The sequence below is a fragment of the Cognatilysobacter bugurensis genome, from assembly GCF_014652095.1.
Taxonomy (GTDB): Bacteria; Pseudomonadota; Gammaproteobacteria; order Xanthomonadales; family Xanthomonadaceae; genus Cognatilysobacter; species Cognatilysobacter bugurensis.
This window is the reverse complement of sequence record NZ_BMYD01000002.1, coordinates 236081-253705: the sequence shown is the minus strand read 5'-3', so window position 1 is coordinate 253705 and position 17625 is coordinate 236081. Positions and strand designations below refer to the sequence as shown.

Sequence of the window (17625 nt, the reverse complement as noted above, 5' to 3'; positions counted from 1 at the left end):
CTCTGCAGGCCATTCACCCAGCGGGCCGGCGCGGGCCGGCGCGGGCCGCGACAAGCGTGAAGGACCGCGCAGTTCGGGCCCACCAGCCAGGCGCGGCGCGGCCGTTAACGCGGCCATGACGACCCTCACCGAAGAGCAGGCCCGCGGCTACATGCACAAGCTGCTGGCGGCGATGAGCAAAGCCGGCGGCTCCGACCTGTTCATCGCGCACGATTTCCCGCCGAGCATGAAGGCGCATGGCGCGATGACGCCGCTGAGCCCGCAGAAGCTTGGCGGCGACGTCACGGCGCAGCTTGCGCATGCGCTCATGAACGAGTCCCAGCGCGCCGAGTTCGCGCGTGAGCTGGAATGCAATTTCGCGATCCACGTGCCCGGCGTGTCGCGCTTTCGCGTCAACGTGTTCGTGCAGCAGACGCACGTGGGCATGGTGCTGCGCACGATCGCCGCCGAGATCCCGAACTTCGAGCAGCTGCGCCTGCCGCCCGTGCTCAAGGACGTGGTGATGCAAAAACGCGGGCTCGTGCTGCTCGTCGGCGGCACCGGCTCGGGCAAGTCGACCTCGCTCGCGGCGATGGTAGACCACCGCAACGCGACCTCGCCGGGCCACATCATCACGATCGAAGACCCGGTCGAGTACGCGCACCAGTCGAAGATGTCGCTGGTGACCCATCGTGAGGTGGGGGTCGACACGCACAGCTGGCATCACGCGCTCAAGAACACGCTGCGCCAGGCGCCGGACGTGATCCTCGTCGGCGAGATCCGCGACGCCGAGACGATGGAACATGCGATTTCGTTCGCCGAAACCGGCCACCTGTGCCTGTCCACGCTGCACGCGAACAGCGCGTCGCAGACGATGGAACGCATCATCAACTTCTTTCCCGAAGAGCGCCGGACGCAGCTGCTCATGGACCTGTCGGCAAACCTGCGCGCGGTCGTCTCGCAGCGTTTGATCCGCACGGTCGACGGCAAGGGCCGCGTCGCGGCGATCGAGATCCTGCTCAATACGCCGACGATCGCCGAGAAGATCTTCAAGGGCGAGTTCCACGAGCTCAAGGGCGTGATGAACAAGTCGCGCGAACTCGGCATGCGCACGTTCGACTGGGCGCTGTTCGAGCTCTACAACGAAGGCCGCATCAGCTACGAGGAGGCGATCCGCAATGCCGATTCGGCGAACGAATTGCGCCTGAACATCAAGCTCAAGAGTCAGCGTGGCGAGCCGACCGCATCGCCCGCGTCGACGCTGACGCTCGACGTCGGGCCCACCGGCGAGGAACTCGAAGCAATGCGCCAGGAGGAGCTGCGCAAGCAGGCCGAACGTCGGCGCGAAATGGAGGAGCAGGAGCTGACGCGGCTGCGCGCCGAGAAGGCCGGAACGCAGAACGTACCCTGATTGGCGCGGTGCAGGCAGCCGGGTCAAGCGAGGCGGCCCTCCTGACGGCACGGCCCTGATCGGCCGCTGCAGCCCGATCGGGGCTACGGCCCCGCCACGCTCATCCGGCATGCTGCGCGGATGACCGTTTACGTCGATGACGCAGTGATGCCGTGGCGCGGCCAGCGCTGGGCGCACCTGATGGCCGACTCGCTCGACGAGCTCCACGCGTTCGCGGCGCGGCTCGGGCTGCCGCGCCATGCATTCCAGGACAAGCGCAGCGGCGCACATTACGACGTGTCCGCGGCGATGCGGCTGCAGGCGGTCGCGCTCGGCGCGCAGCCGATTTCCCGCCACCGCGACCGCGCGCTCGTGCGTGCGGTGATCGCGAATGCCCGCGCGCAGGCCACGCCGCGCTGAACGCATGCCGGGCGCGCAGCGGTTGCGTATCCTGTGCGGCCGTTTCGCCCTGCGTCTTGACTGCCATGACCGACACGCCGACCGCCCCGCCCGACCGCCTCTCCACCGATCCGCGCAGCCCGTTCCACGACGCGGCCATGATCGAACGCGGCGTCGGCATCCGCTTCAAAGGCCTCGAGCGGCACGACGTCGAGGAGTACTCCGTGAGCGAAGGCTGGATCCGTGTGCAGGCCGGTCGTGCGCGCGACCGCCGCGGCAACCCGATGACGATCAAGCTCACCGGCCCGGTCGAGGCGTATTTCTACGACCGCGCCGAAACCGACGCGGCCGACTGAGCCGCTGCGACCTGAACGCGGGCGGACATGGAGCCGGCGGTTACACGCACGCTTAATCCCGTGCGGCCCACGTTGATGGCATTCCCACCGGAGTGCCGTCATGACCGACCCCACGATCCCTCGCAACCCCAGCCCGAAGCAGGATCCGCTCCCGCCCGAGATGCAGGACGGCTACAAGCAGCGCGAGTACGGCCATAGCTCGGAAGACCGCAACACGCGCTCCGAAGAGAATGACTGGCCGAGCTTCAAGGGCGGCATCCAGCCGAACATGACGCCGGGTGCCCCGGGCGAGCTGAGCCACCACGAAGACTGATCCGGCCTTCGAATGCGACGACGCGGCCCGAGCGGCCGCGTCGTCGTTTGCGCAGGTTGGAACCGCGCGGCTTGGAATCGCGCTGCCTCAGAGCGGCCCGCGGCCGCTCGCCTGCATCGTTTCATCGCTGCGCACATCGTTCATCGGCGGCGTGCTGCGCGCCTGACGCCGTTGCATCTCGTCCTCGGTGCCGGCACTGAGGTCGTCTTCGTCGGTGCCGGCGATTGCCTGGATGCTGTCGAGGTTGCTGTCGGGCGAGATACCGGCCGAGCTGCCGCCAGGACGCGGGTCATTGCTCTGGCGGCCGACGCCGCTACGGGTGTCGCCGTTCGGACTGGATCGAGTGCTCATGGAAGGCTCCGGTTCGTGTGGACGCCCACCGTCCCACCGCGCGCATGAGCGGCGCGCCAAGCCGATGACACGCGCGCGTTAACCGGAAGCGCGCGTTCAGCCCGGCGGCCTCAAGCCTTGAGCTTGTAGCCCGTGCGGAAAATCCAGGCGACGCCGGCCAGACACACCGCCAGGAACACGCCGATCGCGAGCACGCTGAGCATCGGGTCCACGTCGGCCACGCCGTAGAACGCCCAGCGCACGCCGCTGACGAGGTACACGACCGGGTTGAACAGGGCGATCGTTTCCCACGGTGCGGGCAGCATGTCGATCGAGTAGAACGCGCCGCCGAGGAACGTGAGCGGCGTGACGACCATCAGCGGGATGACCTGCAGCTTCTGGAAGCTGTCGGCCCACACGCCGATGATGAAACCGAACAGGCTGAAGGTCACCGCGGTCAACAGCAGGAACGTCACGGCCCAGACCGGATGCTCGATCTCGTAGGGCACGAACGCGCGCGCCGTCGCGAGGATCAGCACGCCGAGGATCACCGACTTCGTCGCCGCCGCGCCAACGTAGCCGAGCACGATCTCGAACGTGGACACCGGCGCCGACAGCAGCTCATAGATCGTACCCGACCACTTGGGCAGGTAAATCCCGAAACTCGCGTTGCTCACGCTCTCGGTCAGCAGCGACAGCATGACCAGTCCCGGCACGATGAACGCGCCATAGCTCACTCCCTCGACGGCGCCCATGCGGCCGCCGATCGCCGCGCCGAACACGACGAAATACAGCGACGTCGTCAGCACGGGCGCAATGATGCTTTCGGCGAGCGTGCGGAACGTGCGCGCCATTTCGAAACGGTAGATCGCGGCCACGCCGTGCAAGTTCATCGGGGTCTCTCCGGGCGGGTCAGCGGTGGCCCTGCACGAGCTCGACGAAGATCTCCTCGAGCGAGCTTTCGCGAGAGTGCAGGTCCTTGAAATCGATGCCGTGTTCGGCGAGGCGGCGCAGCAAGCCTGCAATGCCGGTCCGCTCGGCCTGCGCATCGAAGGTGTACACAAGCGCCTGCCCGCCGTCGGCGAGCTCCAGCGGCCACTCGGCGAACGCATCGGGCACCGCGTCGAGCGGCTCCTGCAAGGTGAGCGTGAGCTGCTTCTTGCCGAGCTTGCGCATCAGCGCATCCTTCTGCTCGACCAGCAGCAACTCGCCGCGCGCGATCACGCCGATGCGATCGGCCATCTGCTCGGCCTCCTCGATGTAGTGCGTGGTCAGGATCACCGTGACTCCGCTCTCGCGCAGCCGGCGCACCATCGCCCACATGTCGCGACGCAGCTCGACGTCGACGCCCGCGGTGGGCTCGTCGAGAAACAGGATGCTCGGCTCATGCGCAAGCGCCTTTGCAATGAGCACGCGCCGCTTCATGCCCCCCGAGAGGGTCATGATCTTCGCGTCGCGCTTGTCCCACAGCGACAGCTCGCGCAGCACGCGCTCGAGGTGCGCATCGTCGCGCGGCTTGCCGTACAGGCCACGCGAGAAGCGCACCGTCGACCACACCGTCTCGAACGAGTCGGTCGACAGCTCCTGCGGCACGAGGCCGATCTTCGACCGCGCCGCGCGGTAATCGCGCACGATGTCGTGGCCGTCGGCGGTCACCGTGCCGCCGCTCGCATTCACGATGCCGCAGACAATGCCGATCAACGTGGTCTTGCCGGCGCCGTTCGGGCCGAGCAGCGCGAACAGCTCACCGCGCGCAATGTCGAGGTCGACATGCTTGAGCGCGACGTGGCCCGACGCATAGGTCTTGCTCAGGTTGCGGATCGAGAGGATCGGCGTCACGCAGGCATCCGCGGGCAGGCGAGCCGCCATGCTAGCGGCGGTCGGGTTTCGGACGCCATCACCTGAACGACTGCCTACGCTGCGTCCACGCGTCAAGGTCTAGCATGGCGTCGTGATATTGCAACGCGCGACTGATCTGGGCGGTTGGGGGGCCTTCGCAGCGACGGCATGGCCGCTGCTGATCGCACTCGTGCTGGCCTACGGAGTGCGGCTGCTGCTGCGAACGCTCTCGCGACGCGCCGTGCGACACGACCCCGACGGCATGCGCGCGCGGTTGGTCAAGGTCATCGCGCTGCCGGCGAGCGTCGCCCTTCCCCTTCTGTTTCTCAGCGTGGCCGTGGCCTCGTCCGCGCTGCCCGCGCCGTGGATCGCGCGCGCGCAGCACGGCCTCGCCCTGCTCGGCATGCTGTGCGTGGTCTGGCTGATCGTGCGTGCGGTCGGCGCGATCGAGCACGTCATCGTGCGGCGCCATCCGCTCGACGTCGTCGACAACCTGCAGGCACGGCGCATTCAGACTCAGGCGCGCGTGCTGAGCCGCATGGGTCAGGTCACCGTCGTGCTGATCGGCGTGTCGCTCGCGCTGATGACGTTCCCGGCGATCCGCGAAATCGGGACCACGCTGCTTGCCTCGGCCGGCATCGCCGGTGTGGTCGCAGGCCTGGCGGCGAAACCGGTGTTCGGCAACCTGATCGCCGGTCTGCAGATCGCGCTGACCCAGCCGATCCGGCTCGACGACGTCGTCATCGTCGAGAACGAATGGGGCCGCGTCGAGGAAATCACGAGCGCGTTCGTGGTGGTGCGCATCTGGGACGAGCGCCGCATGGTCGTGCCGCTGCAATGGTTCATCGAGCACCCCTTCCAGAACTGGACGCGCACGTCCTCGCAGCTGCTGGGCCACGCGATGCTCTGGCTCGACTACCGCACGCCGATGCCGGAGGTGCGCGCCGAGCTCGAGCGCATCTGCCAGTCGGACCCCCGCTGGGACGGCCGCGTGTGCGTGGCCCAGGTCACCGAAACCGACCGCACGACCATCGCGGTGCGCCTGCTCGTCAGCGCGCGCAACTCGGGCGACCTGTTCGACCTACGCTGCGCGGTGCGCGAGCGCATGATCGACTTCCTCAACGCACACCATCCCGAAGCGCTGCCCCGGATGCGCGCGAACGTCGTGCGCGGCGCGACACAACCGGCGCACACGCTCGATCGCTCCCGCGCGGCGGAGCGCCGCGAGCAGGCCAGCGCGTGCACACTGGCATCGCCGGGCGCAGAGGCGGATGCTGACACCGACGGGCCGGGCGCCTCGCCCGCAAGGACTCACTGAGCCATGGCTGCGCACGCGTTCGAGGTCAACTGCTCCGCCCTGCCCGACACAGCGCCGCCTGCACTGTCGTTCATCGTGCCCGCACACAACGAAGCGCGCCTATTGGGCTCGACGCTGAGCGCGCTGCATGCGGCGGCCGCCGCGGTAGGCCGGTCGTACGAGATCCTGGTGGTCGACGACGCGTCGACCGACCGGACCTCGGCAATCGCACTCGGCGCGGGCGCGCGCGTGGTGCCGGTCTCGCATCGTCATATCGCGGCGAGTCGCAACGCAGGAGCGCGCGCGGCGCGCGGCGACGTGCTCGTGTTCGTGGACGCCGACACCCTGGTCCCCTACCCCGCATTGCGGGCGGCACTGGCAGCGCTCGCGCGCGGCGCCGTCGGTGGTGGCGCGCGGCTGCAGCTGCGCGGTGCGCTGGCGGTGCACGAGCGGATTACGGTGGCCATCAGCACCTGGCTGCTGCGCAATGCGCGCATCGCGCCGGGCTGCTTCATCTTCTGCACGCGGGCGGCCTATGAGGCGGCCGGCGGTTTCGACGAGCGCTACTACGCGGGCGAGGACGTCCTGTTCAGCCGCGCGCTCACGCGAGTCGGGTCTTTCGTCATCGTCCCCACGCCGGTGCTGAGCTCGGCGCGGAAGCTGCGCACTCATGCGGCAACCGAGCACCTGCGCTTGATGCTGCGCTTCGCGTGGCGGCGCGGTGCATTGCTTCGCTCGAAGCAAGACCTGGAGTTCTGGTACGGCGAGCGGCGCGATGGGCCAGACGCGCCGACGCCGACGGCCACACCGCGCGAGCCCGAGCCCCGGACGCCGACAGGCCCGCCGCCTTGATCTCGGCCGCCGCTGAGGGCCGCGGTGGGTCGATGCCGCTGGCGCAGTGGTTCGGGCCCGCGGCTGCTCCGTTTATTTCCTGAATTCGCTGTCGCGCCGTCTCCCTCGGAGGCACGCTTCTCGGCCTTTGAAGCCGCCGCACGGCACCGTTCGATCGAAGCGCCAGCGCACGCGATCTGAATCGATGAACGCCGTTAATTGCGGCCCAACGTTTCCTCCTGCCGCGGCTAACGCGGGCGTCGGCAAGGTGTCTCGCAGGTCCCACAGAGGACCGCAGCGGGCTCCGCGACACGCGCCCGCTTTCATCCCCCGTAGCAGGAGAGACACGATGGCGAACCAGAACCGAGGCGGTAACCAGGGCGGGAACCAGGGCGGCAATGGCAACCAGGGTTCCAGCAACCGCGGCTTTGCATCGATGGATGAGAACAAGCAGCGCGAGATCGCGTCGAAGGGCGGCCGCGCCGCGCACGAAAGTGGAAACGCGCACGAGTTCACCTCGGAAGAAGCGCGCGAGGCGGGCCGCAAGGGCGGCCAGGCGAGCAACGGTGGTGGCAATCGCGGCGGCGGCGGCAACCGCTAAGTCACCGTTGGATCGAAATTGCACGGGCGCACTGCGCCCGTGCTTTTTTGTGCGCCTGTCAACTGCGTCCAGCGGGCTCGACGTTTATAAGTCGCGCCTGAAAGTGCGCGGCTGACGTCCATGGCCGCCATGCGGGATGCGGGTCGGTAATGGTCAGATTCGGCCCACGGCGACGCGAGCCCACCCCGCACTGTCGATCACCAGCCGCCGCCGTTGCGCCGCTACCTGGTCAGGCAAGCCGACACCGTCCCGCTTCGCGTCCGCGCTTTGCGCGTGCTCGGCACATCGCGATGGGCCGAACGCAGCCAGCACCCTTCAACGCCTGAGCGCGCAGGCCTGCCTGTGAACGCGGGCGGCGCGTGTTGTTTTGCCGCGCCTCGCGACACGTTGCGCGGCGACTTAGAACCCATACGTGATCGAACGACGCCTGCGGCGCGCAAGCGTCAGTCACAAACACGCAATGCCTAACGGCGCTCGTTGCGCCTGTCAGTGTCAGAGCGGTCGGCGCCATCCGGCGCGCCGCTTTCGCCAGCGAGCCGCCGGTCGTGTTCGTTGCGGGCGTCCCGCTCGGCGGCGCGGCGCGCATCGTCGCGCTCGATGTCCGTGCGTGCATCGCTGCGGACGTGCAGGTCGTCGGTTCCACGGACGCGCTTGCTGATCATGGTCAGGCCTCCTCCGGTGGTGCACCTGCGACGAGCCGCAGCGCGTCGGTGCCGTGCAAGCAGCTTCACTTGTCACGCGTTAGTGCCCTGCGATAACGCACACCAGTTCATGGGGCCTCCGATGCGTCATCCCGTTACGCCCGATAGACGGTACTTCGTCGTGCGCGGCCGCCTGTGGCGCTGCAGCAACCCTGCCCTGCCGGACGCCGAGCGCGACCGCCTCACGCGCGAACTCATGCAGGCGCGGTCCGCAGTCGGACGCGCGTTGCGCGCCGGCGACACCGCGGCCGAACGCGACGCGCGCGGCCAGGTGCACGCGGCGAAATGCGCGCTTGGCGAGCGCGGGGAGCCGTGGTGGACCGACGGCGCACCGGACTACAACCGACGCCTTGCACGCAACACGCCGTACGCCGACTGGTATGCAGCGATTTCAAGCGCCGAGATCGACGAGGCGAAGGGCGCTTCATCGATGCGGTGATCAACGCGGTCCCGCGCTTGAATCGTCGCGCGCAAACGCCGTCCGACTCAGTCGCACGCTCGCGCCTGCTCACGGCATGTTTCTGCAGCGCTGCGCATCCTCGCGACGTCCGCGGCGGCACCGGGCCGCCGCCTTGCCTCCAGGAGAACGCAGCATGGCGAGCAGCAAGAAGCCCGAACAAAACTCAAGCGGCGACAGCGCCGCGCAGAAGCAGCGCAAGATCCAGTCGAAGATCGCCGCGAAGGACGCGCAGAGCGACGGCGGCGATGACGAGGACACAGGCGCGGTGCAGGCCGGCACGCGCAAGCAGCCCGAGTCGCTGCCGGCGCAGCATCTCGACAAGCCCGGCAACGAGCACGAGCTCGAACTTCAGCCGCGCTTCGAGGCGCCCGACTACCGCGGCAGCGGCAAGCTCGAGGACATGGTCGCGATCGTGACCGGCGGCGACTCCGGCATCGGCCGCGCGGTGGCGGTGCTGTTCGCCCGCGAAGGCGCCGACGTGGCGGTGCTGTATCTCGACGAGCACAAGGACGCCGAAATCACGCAGGCCTACGTGGAGCGAGAAGGCCGCCGCTGCCTGACGATCGCCGGCGACGTGAAAGACACGAAGTTCTGCGAAAGCGCCGTGCAGCAGGTCGTCAAGAAGTTCGGCCGGCTCGACATCCTCGTCAACAACGCGGCATTCCAGGAACACGCGGAGTCGATCGAGGACATCACCGACGCGCACCTGATGGAGACTTTGGAGACGAACATCGGCGGCTACTTCCACATGGCGCGCGCCGCACTGCCGCACATGAAGGAAGGCGCTTGCATCATCAACTCGGGCTCGGAAACCGGCATCTTCGGCAACCCGCAGCTCCTCGATTACTCGGCAACGAAGGGCGCCATCCACGCGTTCACGAAGTCGCTTGCGACCAATCTGCTCGATCGCGGCATCCGCGTGAACTGCGTCGCCCCCGGCCCCGTCTGGACGCCGCTGAACCCGGCCGACAAGCCCGCCGACAAAGTGGCCGAGTTCGGCAAGAGCAGCGACATGAAGCGCCCGGCGCAGCCTGAAGAACTGTCGCCCGCCTACGTGTTCCTGGCCTCGCCGGTGACGGCGAGCTACGTCAACGGCGCGATCCTGCCCGTCATGGGCGGCCCACGGGGCTGAGCACGCCGCGACACCCATCAGCAACACCCCCGCGGCGGCCTGATCACGGCCGCCGCGGGGCGTGGGTGGTCGCGACCGGCGCGCCGATCCCGCGCACCGTGATGATCAAGATCCGCGGCTTAAAACGCCGCCTGCGATTGCCGGCGCGGAGGCAAGCACCGCCGGCGCCGTAGGCCCTCTGCTTTTACCAAGGCAATTCGCTGCCGTTCGCGTGCCAGAACGTGCCGCTTTGCTCCAGCGTCAGCGTGTCGAGCCGCTCGACGAGCTGCGCCGCCGCCTGCTCGGGCTGCACGTCGCCGGTGCCGCCGACCATCTCGGTCGCGACGTAACCCGGATGCAACAGGAACACCGCGATGCCGCGCGGCTTGAGGTCGACCGCGAGCGATTTGCCGATCGCGTTCACCGCCGCCTTCGACGCACGGTAACCGTACCGGCCGCCCGAACCGTTGTCGGCCACCGAACCCATGCGGCTCGTCACGATGCCGATCTTCGCCCCGACCGCGAGCTGGTCGAGCAGGGCCTGCGCCACGCGCAGCGGACCAAGCGCATTGACCTCGAACTGTTGCCGCATGGCCTCGAAGCCGGTCTCGTCGATCTCTCCGAGCGCTTCACGCGAGAGCACACCAGCGTTAAGCACGAGCGTATCGATGCGCGTGGTGCCGAGCCGTTCGGGCAGCGTTGCAATCGCCTTTGCGTCGGTCACGTCAATGCCGGCCTCGACCTGCGCACCGGTGGCTTCCAGCGCTTCACTTGAGTGGCGGCAGACGCCGATGACGCGATCGCCGCGGGCCGTGAAGTGCTGCGCAAGCGCGAGGCCGATACCGCGGTTCGCGCCGGTGATGAGGACGGTGGACATGCCGATTCTCCAAAGGATGTCGACCTGTCATGGCGTCGATGACCGCGTGCTTCAAGCCGCGTGCATCGCGCAGGTGTTGGCCTACGGTCGCGCTGGTCTGCACATGACGGATGCCGATCGTTAACCGTGCTTGCGGATAGTGAAAAACGGTCGCCCCGTGCGACCCACCGCAAGGCGGCGCGTATCGCCGCCATCCGATGCAAACAAGGAGCCAGTCACGTGTTTTCACACAACCAGCGATTGCAGTACTCCGTGCATGTGCACGAACCCAATCCCGCGCTAGCGAACCTGATGCTCGAGCAGTTCGGCGGCCCACAGGGCGAGCTCGCCGCAGCCATGCGTTACTTCACCCAGGCGCTGGCCGAAGACGATCCGGGCCGTCGCGACATGCTGTTCGACATCGCAACCGAGGAGCTGAGCCACCTGGAAGTCATCGGCACGATGGTCGCGATGCTGAACAAGGGTGCGAAGGGCGAGCTTGCCGAAGCCGTCGACTCCGAGGCCGAGATGTTCCGCAAGCTGCAGGGCGCGGGCAACTCCTCGCACGTCACGCAGGTGCTCTACGGCGGCGGTCCTGCGCTGATCAACTCCGGCGGCCAGTTGTGGACCGGCGGTTACATCGACAGCATCGGCGAGCCGACTGCGGATCTGCGCTCGAACATCGCCGCTGAAGCGCGAGCGAAGATCGTCTACGAGCGCCTGATCAACGTGACCGACGATGTCGGCGTCAAGGATGCGTTGCGCTTTTTGATGACGCGTGAGATCGCGCACCAGCAGTCGTTCGAGAAGGCGCTCTATTCGATCGACTCGAACTTCCCGCCGGGCAAGCTGGCCGGAATGCCGGAGTTCGCCGACGCGTATGTCAACACCTCGCAGGGTGAGGCCGACATGCGCGGGCCGTGGAACAACGACGAGGACTTCCGCTACGTCTCCAGCCGCGAAGAGCACTTGGCGATGGACGGCGGCGACGGGCTGGGCTCGGTGAAGCTGAAGTCCGAGCAGAAGAAGGCGGTCGAGCAGATGGCTACGCGCCTGAAGTCGAACCGCGACGTCAACCCGGTGACCGGGGCGATGCTGGGGCGCGGCGAGAACCTGCAACCGCGTCACTGAGGCAGTCAAGCGACATGGGGTCGCACCCACATGCCGAGAGAGGCGGCATGCGGGTGCACGGCCTCACCCCAGCGCCGTGTCCAACAGCGTCATGAGGACGAAGCCGACCATCAGGCCCGAGGTCGCCCAGTGCTCGTGCCCCTGACGGTGCGACTCGGGGATGATCTCGTGACTGACGACGTAGAGCATCGCGCCTGCCGCGATGCCGAGCCCGACGGGCAGCAGCAACGGCAGTGCCGTGACGACCGCGGCGCCGATCAGCGCGCCGATCGGCTCGACGACGCCTGACATCGCCGCGACGAGGACCGCCGTGCCGCGCGTGTAACCGGCCGTGATCAGCGCCACAGCGACCACGAGCCCTTCTGGAATGTCCTGCACCGCGATGCCCGTTGCGAGCGCCGCGCCCTGCCCGAAGTTGTTTGCAAAGGCGACGCCGATCGCGAGGCCCTCGGGCACGTTGTGCAGCGCAATCGCGAACACGAACAGCCAGGTGCGCTTGAGGTTCTGACCGGAGCGGCCTTCGGCGCCCTTGATGAAATGCTCGTGCGGGATCGACCGCTCCATCCACAGCAGCAGCGCCGCACCGGCGAGCAGCGCCACGCCCACGAGCCCGCCGGCCGGGAACGGCGCCCAGCCCTGGGCCTCGGCGGCCTCGATGCCGGGCAACACCAAGGAAAACGCGCTCGCCGCCAGCATGACGCCGGCGCCGAAGCCGAGCAGTGCATCGTTCGTGCGTGCGCCTAGCTTCGCGATGAACAGCGCCGGCAGCGCACCGAGCGTCGTCATCAGTGCTGCCAGGGTGCCGCCCAGCAGCGCGGCCTGGGTGGGCGGCAGGCCGGCCGCCGCGCTCAGCATCGGGCTGTCCCGACGTGGCGGGTGAAGCGCAGGCAGGCGGCGATCAGGACGGGTGACGATGACGAAGCGGGCACGGCGGTCTCCATGAGGCGGGTCGACCGTGGCAGTGCGTGCGTCGGCCGCGCGTCAACGCGACAGGCGGCCGCCTTCGATACCGCCCGCGAGAGTACAGTCGGCGGTGGCCATGACCCGGGGGCGTGCCATGAACCTGTTCCAACGCTGCGGATTTGCGCTCGTCTACACCGTGCCTGCGCTGCTGCCGCTGTCGGCCGCGCTCGGGAGCTGGACGGGCTACGTCGACCTGTTCGCGTGGCTGCCGCTCGCGGTGCTGTTCGGGCTGGTGCCGATTGCCGATTACGCGCTCGGCCGCGATTCGACGAACCCCACGCCCGCACAGGCGGAGCAGCTCGAAGCCGATGCCTGGTTCCGGGGCCTTACGTTGCTCGCGTTGCCGGTGCACCTGCTGGTGCTGGCGTGGTCGGCCCATCACTTCGCCCATGCGCCGTTCGATTCCGCCGGCCAGCTGGGCTGGCTGATCGCACAGGGCGTGGTCGGCGGCGTGCTCGCGATCAACACCGCGCACGAGCTGATCCACAAGGACTCGCGGCTCGAACGCGCGGCCGGTGGCGCCCTGCTGGCGAGCGTTGGTTACCACGGCTTCAAGGTCGAGCACCTGCGCGGGCACCACGTGCACGTCGCCACGCCGGCCGACGCATCGAGCGCGCGCATGGGCCAGTCGGTCTGGGCATTCGTGCCGCGCGCACTGTGGCGCAACACGCAGCGCGCGTGGCAGCTCGAGGCGCAGCGCGTCGCGCGGCTCGGCCTGCCGGCTTGGCATCCCCGCAACGAGCTCGTCGGCTGGACCGCGCTGTGGCTTGGGCTCGCGGCCGCGTTCACCGTCTGGCTCGGTGCGCCAGGGTTCGTGTTCTTTATCGCGCAGGGGTTCTTCGCCGCGGTGTCGCTCGAGATCATCAATTACATCGAGCATTACGGGCTGGAGCGCGCGCAGCTGCCCGACGGCCGCTACGAACGCACGACGCATCTGCACTCGTGGAACTCCGATTACCGGCTCTCGAACTGGCTGTTGTTCCATCTGCAGCGCCACTCGGATCACCACGCCTCGCCGCGCCGGCGCTACCCGGCGCTGCGCCACCACGCCGACAGCCCGCAGCTGCCGGGCGGCTACGGGGCGATGTTCGTGCTCGCGCTGGTGCCGCCGCTGTGGTTCCGCGCGGTGCATCCGGTGCTCGCGCGCTGGCGCGCCGGGCACTGAGCAGCGGGACCGGATCGCACGGACCACGGGGCACCGTCGCGGTGAGTGATCGGCGCGACGCATCGCCGTCGCACCGGCGCCACGCACCTGCATCCAAACGCCCGGTCGCCCCGTAACTGGATCAGACCGCCGCACTCGCGGCGTCCTTCCCAGACCGGAGCTTCCCGATGAAACGTGCCCTGCTTGTGCTCACCATCGCTTCGACGTTTGCCCTCGGCGCGTGCAGCGAACCCGCCGAAACCGCCGCCGTGCCCGCCCCGGCCGCTGACACCGCGCCTGCCGCGCCGATGCCGATGGAACCCGCGACGACGGCCGACTCCGCGCCGCAGAACCCGATGGTCGGTGGCGCGCCGATGTACGCGGACAAGGACATCGTCGACAACGCCGTCAACTCGGCCGACCACACCACGCTCGTTGCCGCGGTCAAGGCCGCCGAGCTCGTCGACACGCTCAAGGGCCCGGGCCCGTTCACGGTGTTCGCGCCGACGAACGCCGCGTTCGAGAAGCTGCCGGCCGGGACGGTCGACAAGCTGGTCACGCCGGAAATGAAGCCTGACCTCACCAAGGTGCTGACGTACCACGTGGTGCCGGGCAAGGTCGATGCGGCCACGCTGACCTCGCAGATCCAGGCCGGCAATGGCAGCGCGACGCTGACCACCGTGCAGGGCGGCACGCTCACCGCGAACGTGGTCGACGGCAACGTGATCGTGACCGATGCGAAGGGCAACAAAGCCACGGTGACCACGGCCGACGTCATGCAGAGCAACGGCGTGATCCACGTGATCGACACCGTGCTGATGCCCGGCGCCTGACCGACCCGAACCGCCGGATCCGGTCAGACGGATTCGATCCAGATACAACCTGATGCTTGGGGCGATTGGGACGGCTTCGGCCGTCCCTTTTTTATGGGCGCGCCGGCTGCACGGCTCGGCCGTACGCGTGACGCGTGCCGCCGAGGTGCTGTCAGCCCGCCGTGGGGCCCCGGCCTGCCACCACCGCCCAGCGGCGACCGCCGGCGCGCTTCGCCTCGCGCAGCGCCTCGTGCGCGCGGTGCATCAGCGAGTCGACATCGTCGTGCGGGTACTCGTGCAGCGCGACGCCGAGGCTCACTTCCAGCGGCAGCGCGGTCTGCCGCACGGCGGCCGGCGCATCGAACGCGGCGAGCAGCTTCTGCGCGACCGTCGGCGCGTCCTCGCGCGCATCGCGCAGCCGCTCGAGCACGAGCGCGAACTCGTCGCCCCCGAGGCGCGCGACCGTGTCCTGTTCGCGCACCGCGTCGACGAGCCGCTCGGCGAACACCTGCAGCAACGCATCGCCCGTCGCGTGGCCGTAGAGCTCGTTGATCGCGCGGAAACCGTCGAGGTCGAGCAGGACAATGCCGACGTGCTGCGGACGGTCGCGGTGCCGGTCGAGCAGCGCGCGCAGCCGCTTCCGGAAATGCTCGCGATCGGGCAGGCCGGTCAACGTGTCGCGGCCGATGCGCTCGCGCAGCGCGTCGAGCTGCGCATGGCGCTCGCTGATGTCGGTCACGAACGCATCGAACGCCGGGCGCCCGTCGAGCGTGGTCGCGTTGACCGACAACTCGAGCGGCACCGCGGTGCCGTCGCGGCGCTGGCCGATGATTTCGATGCGGCGGCCGACGATTTCACTCTGGCCGGACTCCAGAATCCGGCGCAGCTCGGCGAAGTGCACATCATGCAGCTCAGGTGCGGCCACGAGCTCGTGCATCGGCCGCAGCAGCGCCTCGCTGCGCGACCAGCCAAACAGGGCATCGGCGGCGCGGTTCCACTCGAGCACGCGGCCGTCCTCGTCCAGGCTCACGAATGCATCGTGTGAATGCTCGAGGATGCGGTGCAGCCGATCGGCCGCGGTCTTCAGCGCCTCGGCGTGCACCGTCAGCGCGCTCACGTCCTCGATCGTGCGCACTACGCCCACCACGTCGCCGCTTTCGTCGTACAGCGCGGCGCCGCTCACGCGCACGTGCACGTGGGTGCCGTCCTTGCGCGGCCGGCGCAGGATCGCCTGCGGGTGCAGGTCGCCGCGCACGATGCGCGCGGTGAGATCGGCAAAACGCGCGGCATTCTCCTCGCCCACCGGCACCGGTTCCCCGATCACTTCGTCCTGCGACCAGCCGAGCAGCGCCTCGGCGGCCGGGTTCCACAGCTGCACGCGGCCGTCGAGGTCGTGCACGATCGTGGCCGTCGGCGTCGCGGTCAGCAGCGTCATCGCCTGTTGCTGCAGGCTCGCGCGCTCGGTTTCCATTCGCGCACTGTGCGCGAGCACGTGCTGACGGCCGAGCGCGAGGCCGGCCAGCCCCGCGACCAGGCGCATCGCGTCGAGCGACACGGCATCGAGCGCAGGCGCGCCGGGCGCGGCTTGCACGTCTCCGTTCCCCGACGCTGCAGCAGATCGCGCGACGGCTTCGAGCACACCGAGCGTTTCGCCCAGGTGGCACACCGGCATCGCCAGACGCGCGCCACTGCCGTCGCGGTCCTGGCGCAACGCGCGGTCGCTCGCGGCGCGGCCGCGTACGCCGGCCGCCCGCGGCGCGCGCTGGCCCGGTTGGGTGTCGATGTCGCCCGCCACGGCCACGGTTTCGATCTCGTCGCCGTCGATCACGCCAAGCGATGCGCCGTTGGCACCGGTGAGCGCGATGACGGAGTCGAGCAGCCGCGCGAATGCAGCGTCGCCGACCAGCGTGGTCGCGAACAGAGACTGAAGCCGATCGACGAGCGCACGCAGCCGGTCGCGCTCGACACGCGACGCCGCGTCCGCACGCGCATCAACGGGCGCGGAATCTGGCGATGGGGCGCGATGCTCGACCATGGTGACCGGCGAGGAATGCAGCGCATGAGCATCGACGATCGCGGGTGCGAGCAGCGTGATTCACGAGTGAAACAACGCCAGCTGCGTCTATCGGTTCAGGCACGTCACGGGGGGCCCGCCGTCGAAACCCCGGGCACGCGGCTGCGGCTCCAATGCATGGCCTGTAGCGGTACGACATGCCCCAACTCGTGCGCGTCGTTGATGCTTCCGCGCGCCTGCGTCGATCACTGGCCTCGCACGCGTCAAGCCTCAGGCTGCGCGCACCGCCCACCGGAGTGCTCCATGCGCCTGCTTGTCGTGCTGATGTCGATTGCGATGCCGCTGGTCGCGTGGCTCTCGCAGCGCGGCGCGTTCGGGCCGACGCAGGACGTGGTGTCGGATGCGTTCCCCACGCTGCTCGTCGCCGCCGGCTATGCGTTCTCGATCTGGGGCCTGATCTTCGCGCTCGATGTGGCCTATGCGATCTGGCAGGCGACAGGCGAGCGTCGCCGCGACCCGACGCTCGCGCGCGTGGCGCCGCTCGCAGCCGCGGGGTTCGCGCTGACCGCCGTGTGGATGCCGCTGTTCTCGATGGGCCTGTTCGGCCTGTGCGTGCTCGTGATCTTTGCCGCGCTGGCCTGCACGGCGCGCGCGGCAGTCGTGCTCTCGCGCGATGCGGCACCGGTCGCGCGCCAGCGCCTGTGGGCCTGGTTGCCGTTGTCGCTGCACGCGGGCTGGCTCTCGCTCGCGGCGTTTCTCAACGTCGCGCAGACGATCGTCGCGTACCGCATGCTGCCGGTCGACGACATGCTGGGCTGGAGCGCCGTGCTGTTCGTGCTCGCGGCGGTCGTGCTGCTCGTGCTCAATGCGCGCATGCGCGGCAACGTCGCGTACGTCGCGGCCGCGGTGTGGGGGTTGGCGGCGGTCGTGGTGCGACAGTCGCAGGGCACGCTCGACGGCTCGCAGGTCGCGGCCGGCATCGCGCTGGTGATTGCGGTCGTGCTCATCGGGCAAACGCTGTGGCTGCGCTTCGCTCGACCGCGCGTGGTCGAGGCGGCCCACACCCCCTGAGGCAGGCTCTGTCCCACACGTCCCGAG

The 17625-nt window shown here is 68.9% G+C and carries 19 protein-coding genes and 1 pseudogene; 13 read left to right on the top strand and 7 right to left on the bottom strand.

Annotated elements, in window-relative coordinates; genetic code table 11:
- Positions 1-115: 115 nt before the first annotated feature.
- The 4 genes and pseudogenes from IE075_RS08285 to IE075_RS08270 all read left to right on the top strand — a co-directional run.
- Positions 116-1288, top strand: a pseudogene (locus IE075_RS08285) (PilT/PilU family type 4a pilus ATPase); the annotation flags it as partial.
- Positions 1289-1510: 222 nt separating this feature from the next.
- On the top strand, positions 1511-1789 hold the full coding sequence (locus IE075_RS08280; RefSeq protein WP_189455307.1) for a DUF4031 domain-containing protein: 279 nt from the start codon (positions 1511-1513) through the stop codon (positions 1787-1789).
- 65 nt (positions 1790-1854) lie between these two features.
- Entirely contained in the window at positions 1855-2124 is a 270-nt protein-coding gene (locus IE075_RS08275) for a DUF3297 family protein (protein WP_189455305.1), read from the top strand.
- Between the two features lie 100 nt (positions 2125-2224).
- A complete protein-coding gene (locus tag IE075_RS08270) occupies positions 2225-2437 on the top strand; it encodes a hypothetical protein (protein ID WP_189455303.1) in 213 nt (70 codons plus the stop codon).
- An 87-nt stretch (positions 2438-2524) separates the two neighbouring features.
- Here the strand turns inward: IE075_RS08270 and IE075_RS08265 are convergent, their stop codons facing one another.
- The 3 genes from IE075_RS08265 to IE075_RS08255 all read right to left on the bottom strand — a co-directional run bounded on the left by IE075_RS08265 (position 2525) and on the right by IE075_RS08255 (position 4606).
- The gene (locus IE075_RS08265; protein ID WP_189455301.1) at positions 2525-2788 is read right to left on the bottom strand and encodes a hypothetical protein; all 264 of its coding nucleotides are present in this window, start codon (positions 2786-2788) and stop codon (positions 2525-2527) included.
- A 110-nt stretch (positions 2789-2898) separates the two neighbouring features.
- Complete coding sequence (locus IE075_RS08260) at positions 2899-3660, bottom strand: ABC transporter permease (RefSeq protein WP_189455299.1); 762 nt, start codon at positions 3658-3660, stop codon at positions 2899-2901.
- A 19-nt stretch (positions 3661-3679) separates the two neighbouring features.
- The gene (locus tag IE075_RS08255) at positions 3680-4606 is read right to left on the bottom strand and encodes an ABC transporter ATP-binding protein (RefSeq protein ID WP_189455297.1); all 927 of its coding nucleotides are present in this window, start codon (positions 4604-4606) and stop codon (positions 3680-3682) included.
- A 112-nt stretch (positions 4607-4718) separates the two neighbouring features.
- Here IE075_RS08255 and IE075_RS08250 point away from each other — a divergent pair, with 112 nt between their 5' ends.
- The 3 genes from IE075_RS08250 (at position 4719) to IE075_RS08240 (ending at position 7335) form a co-directional block, all read left to right on the top strand.
- Entirely contained in the window at positions 4719-5924 is a 1206-nt protein-coding gene (locus IE075_RS08250) for a mechanosensitive ion channel family protein (protein ID WP_425489365.1), read from the top strand.
- Between the two features lie 3 nt (positions 5925-5927).
- Positions 5928-6755, top strand: coding sequence for a glycosyltransferase (locus IE075_RS08245; RefSeq protein WP_189455295.1), 828 nt, complete (start codon positions 5928-5930; stop codon positions 6753-6755).
- Positions 6756-7083: 328 nt separating this feature from the next.
- Positions 7084-7335: a KGG domain-containing protein gene (locus IE075_RS08240; protein ID WP_189455293.1), complete on the top strand. Its 252-nt coding sequence runs from the start codon at positions 7084-7086 to the stop codon at positions 7333-7335.
- Between the two features lie 464 nt (positions 7336-7799).
- Here the strand turns inward: IE075_RS08240 and IE075_RS08235 are convergent, their stop codons facing one another.
- A complete protein-coding gene (locus IE075_RS08235) occupies positions 7800-7997 on the bottom strand; it encodes a hypothetical protein (RefSeq protein WP_189455292.1) in 198 nt (65 codons plus the stop codon).
- Positions 7998-8118: 121 nt separating this feature from the next.
- Between IE075_RS08235 and IE075_RS08230 the strand changes: the two genes are divergently transcribed.
- Positions 8119-8475 carry a hypothetical protein gene (locus IE075_RS08230; RefSeq protein WP_189455290.1) on the top strand — a complete coding sequence of 119 codons (357 nt, stop codon included), beginning with the start codon at positions 8119-8121 and terminating at the stop codon, positions 8473-8475.
- Positions 8476-8629: 154 nt separating this feature from the next.
- Complete coding sequence (locus IE075_RS08225; RefSeq protein ID WP_229792413.1) at positions 8630-9628, top strand: SDR family oxidoreductase; 999 nt, start codon at positions 8630-8632, stop codon at positions 9626-9628.
- Positions 9629-9812: 184 nt separating this feature from the next.
- Here IE075_RS08225 and IE075_RS08220 read toward each other — a convergent pair whose 3' ends face one another.
- Entirely contained in the window at positions 9813-10484 is a 672-nt protein-coding gene (locus IE075_RS08220) for an SDR family oxidoreductase (RefSeq protein ID WP_189455286.1), read from the bottom strand.
- Between the two features lie 219 nt (positions 10485-10703).
- Here IE075_RS08220 and IE075_RS08215 point away from each other — a divergent pair, with 219 nt between their 5' ends.
- Positions 10704-11594: a manganese catalase family protein gene (locus IE075_RS08215; RefSeq protein WP_189455284.1), complete on the top strand. Its 891-nt coding sequence runs from the start codon at positions 10704-10706 to the stop codon at positions 11592-11594.
- Positions 11595-11657: 63 nt separating this feature from the next.
- Here the strand turns inward: IE075_RS08215 and IE075_RS08210 are convergent, their stop codons facing one another.
- Entirely contained in the window at positions 11658-12449 is a 792-nt protein-coding gene (locus tag IE075_RS08210) for a ZIP family metal transporter (protein ID WP_189455282.1), read from the bottom strand.
- Positions 12450-12651: 202 nt separating this feature from the next.
- Between IE075_RS08210 and IE075_RS08205 the strand changes: the two genes are divergently transcribed.
- Both IE075_RS08205 and IE075_RS08200 read left to right on the top strand, forming a co-directional pair.
- A complete protein-coding gene (locus IE075_RS08205) occupies positions 12652-13722 on the top strand; it encodes an alkane 1-monooxygenase (RefSeq protein WP_189455280.1) in 1071 nt (356 codons plus the stop codon).
- A gap of 287 nt (positions 13723-14009) precedes the next feature.
- Positions 14010-14534, top strand: coding sequence for a fasciclin domain-containing protein (locus IE075_RS08200; RefSeq protein WP_229792441.1), 525 nt, complete (start codon positions 14010-14012; stop codon positions 14532-14534).
- 151 nt (positions 14535-14685) lie between these two features.
- Here IE075_RS08200 and IE075_RS08195 read toward each other — a convergent pair whose 3' ends face one another.
- Entirely contained in the window at positions 14686-16548 is a 1863-nt protein-coding gene (locus tag IE075_RS08195) for a diguanylate cyclase domain-containing protein (RefSeq protein WP_189455276.1), read from the bottom strand.
- 282 nt (positions 16549-16830) lie between these two features.
- Here IE075_RS08195 and IE075_RS08190 point away from each other — a divergent pair, with 282 nt between their 5' ends.
- A complete protein-coding gene (locus IE075_RS08190; RefSeq protein ID WP_189455267.1) occupies positions 16831-17598 on the top strand; it encodes a hypothetical protein in 768 nt (255 codons plus the stop codon).
- Positions 17599-17625: the final 27 nt, after the last annotated feature.

Bases quoted from the DNA above. Each gene is read 5' to 3' on its own strand.
- IE075_RS08240 (WP_189455293.1), top strand. From the start codon at position 7,084: ATGGCGAACCAGAACCGAGGCGGTAACCAGGGCGGGAACCAGGGCGGC.
- IE075_RS08190 (WP_189455267.1), top strand. From the start codon at position 16,831: ATGCGCCTGCTTGTCGTGCTGATGTCGATTGCGATGCCGCTGGTCGCG.
- IE075_RS08270 (WP_189455303.1), top strand. From the start codon at position 2,225: ATGACCGACCCCACGATCCCTCGCAACCCCAGCCCGAAGCAGGATCCG.
- IE075_RS08220 (WP_189455286.1), bottom strand. From the start codon at position 10,484: ATGTCCACCGTCCTCATCACCGGCGCGAACCGCGGTATCGGCCTCGCG.
- IE075_RS08230 (WP_189455290.1), top strand. From the start codon at position 8,119: ATGCGTCATCCCGTTACGCCCGATAGACGGTACTTCGTCGTGCGCGGC.
- IE075_RS08225 (WP_229792413.1), top strand. From the start codon at position 8,630: ATGGCGAGCAGCAAGAAGCCCGAACAAAACTCAAGCGGCGACAGCGCC.
- IE075_RS08205 (WP_189455280.1), top strand. From the start codon at position 12,652: ATGAACCTGTTCCAACGCTGCGGATTTGCGCTCGTCTACACCGTGCCT.
- IE075_RS08275 (WP_189455305.1), top strand. From the start codon at position 1,855: ATGACCGACACGCCGACCGCCCCGCCCGACCGCCTCTCCACCGATCCG.
- IE075_RS08260 (WP_189455299.1), bottom strand. From the start codon at position 3,660: ATGAACTTGCACGGCGTGGCCGCGATCTACCGTTTCGAAATGGCGCGC.
- IE075_RS08195 (WP_189455276.1), bottom strand. From the start codon at position 16,548: ATGGTCGAGCATCGCGCCCCATCGCCAGATTCCGCGCCCGTTGATGCG.
- IE075_RS08235 (WP_189455292.1), bottom strand. From the start codon at position 7,997: ATGATCAGCAAGCGCGTCCGTGGAACCGACGACCTGCACGTCCGCAGC.
- IE075_RS08200 (WP_229792441.1), top strand. From the start codon at position 14,010: ATGCCGATGGAACCCGCGACGACGGCCGACTCCGCGCCGCAGAACCCG.
- IE075_RS08245 (WP_189455295.1), top strand. From the start codon at position 5,928: ATGGCTGCGCACGCGTTCGAGGTCAACTGCTCCGCCCTGCCCGACACA.
- IE075_RS08210 (WP_189455282.1), bottom strand. From the start codon at position 12,449: ATGCTGAGCGCGGCGGCCGGCCTGCCGCCCACCCAGGCCGCGCTGCTG.
- IE075_RS08280 (WP_189455307.1), top strand. From the start codon at position 1,511: ATGACCGTTTACGTCGATGACGCAGTGATGCCGTGGCGCGGCCAGCGC.
- IE075_RS08265 (WP_189455301.1), bottom strand. From the start codon at position 2,788: ATGAGCACTCGATCCAGTCCGAACGGCGACACCCGTAGCGGCGTCGGC.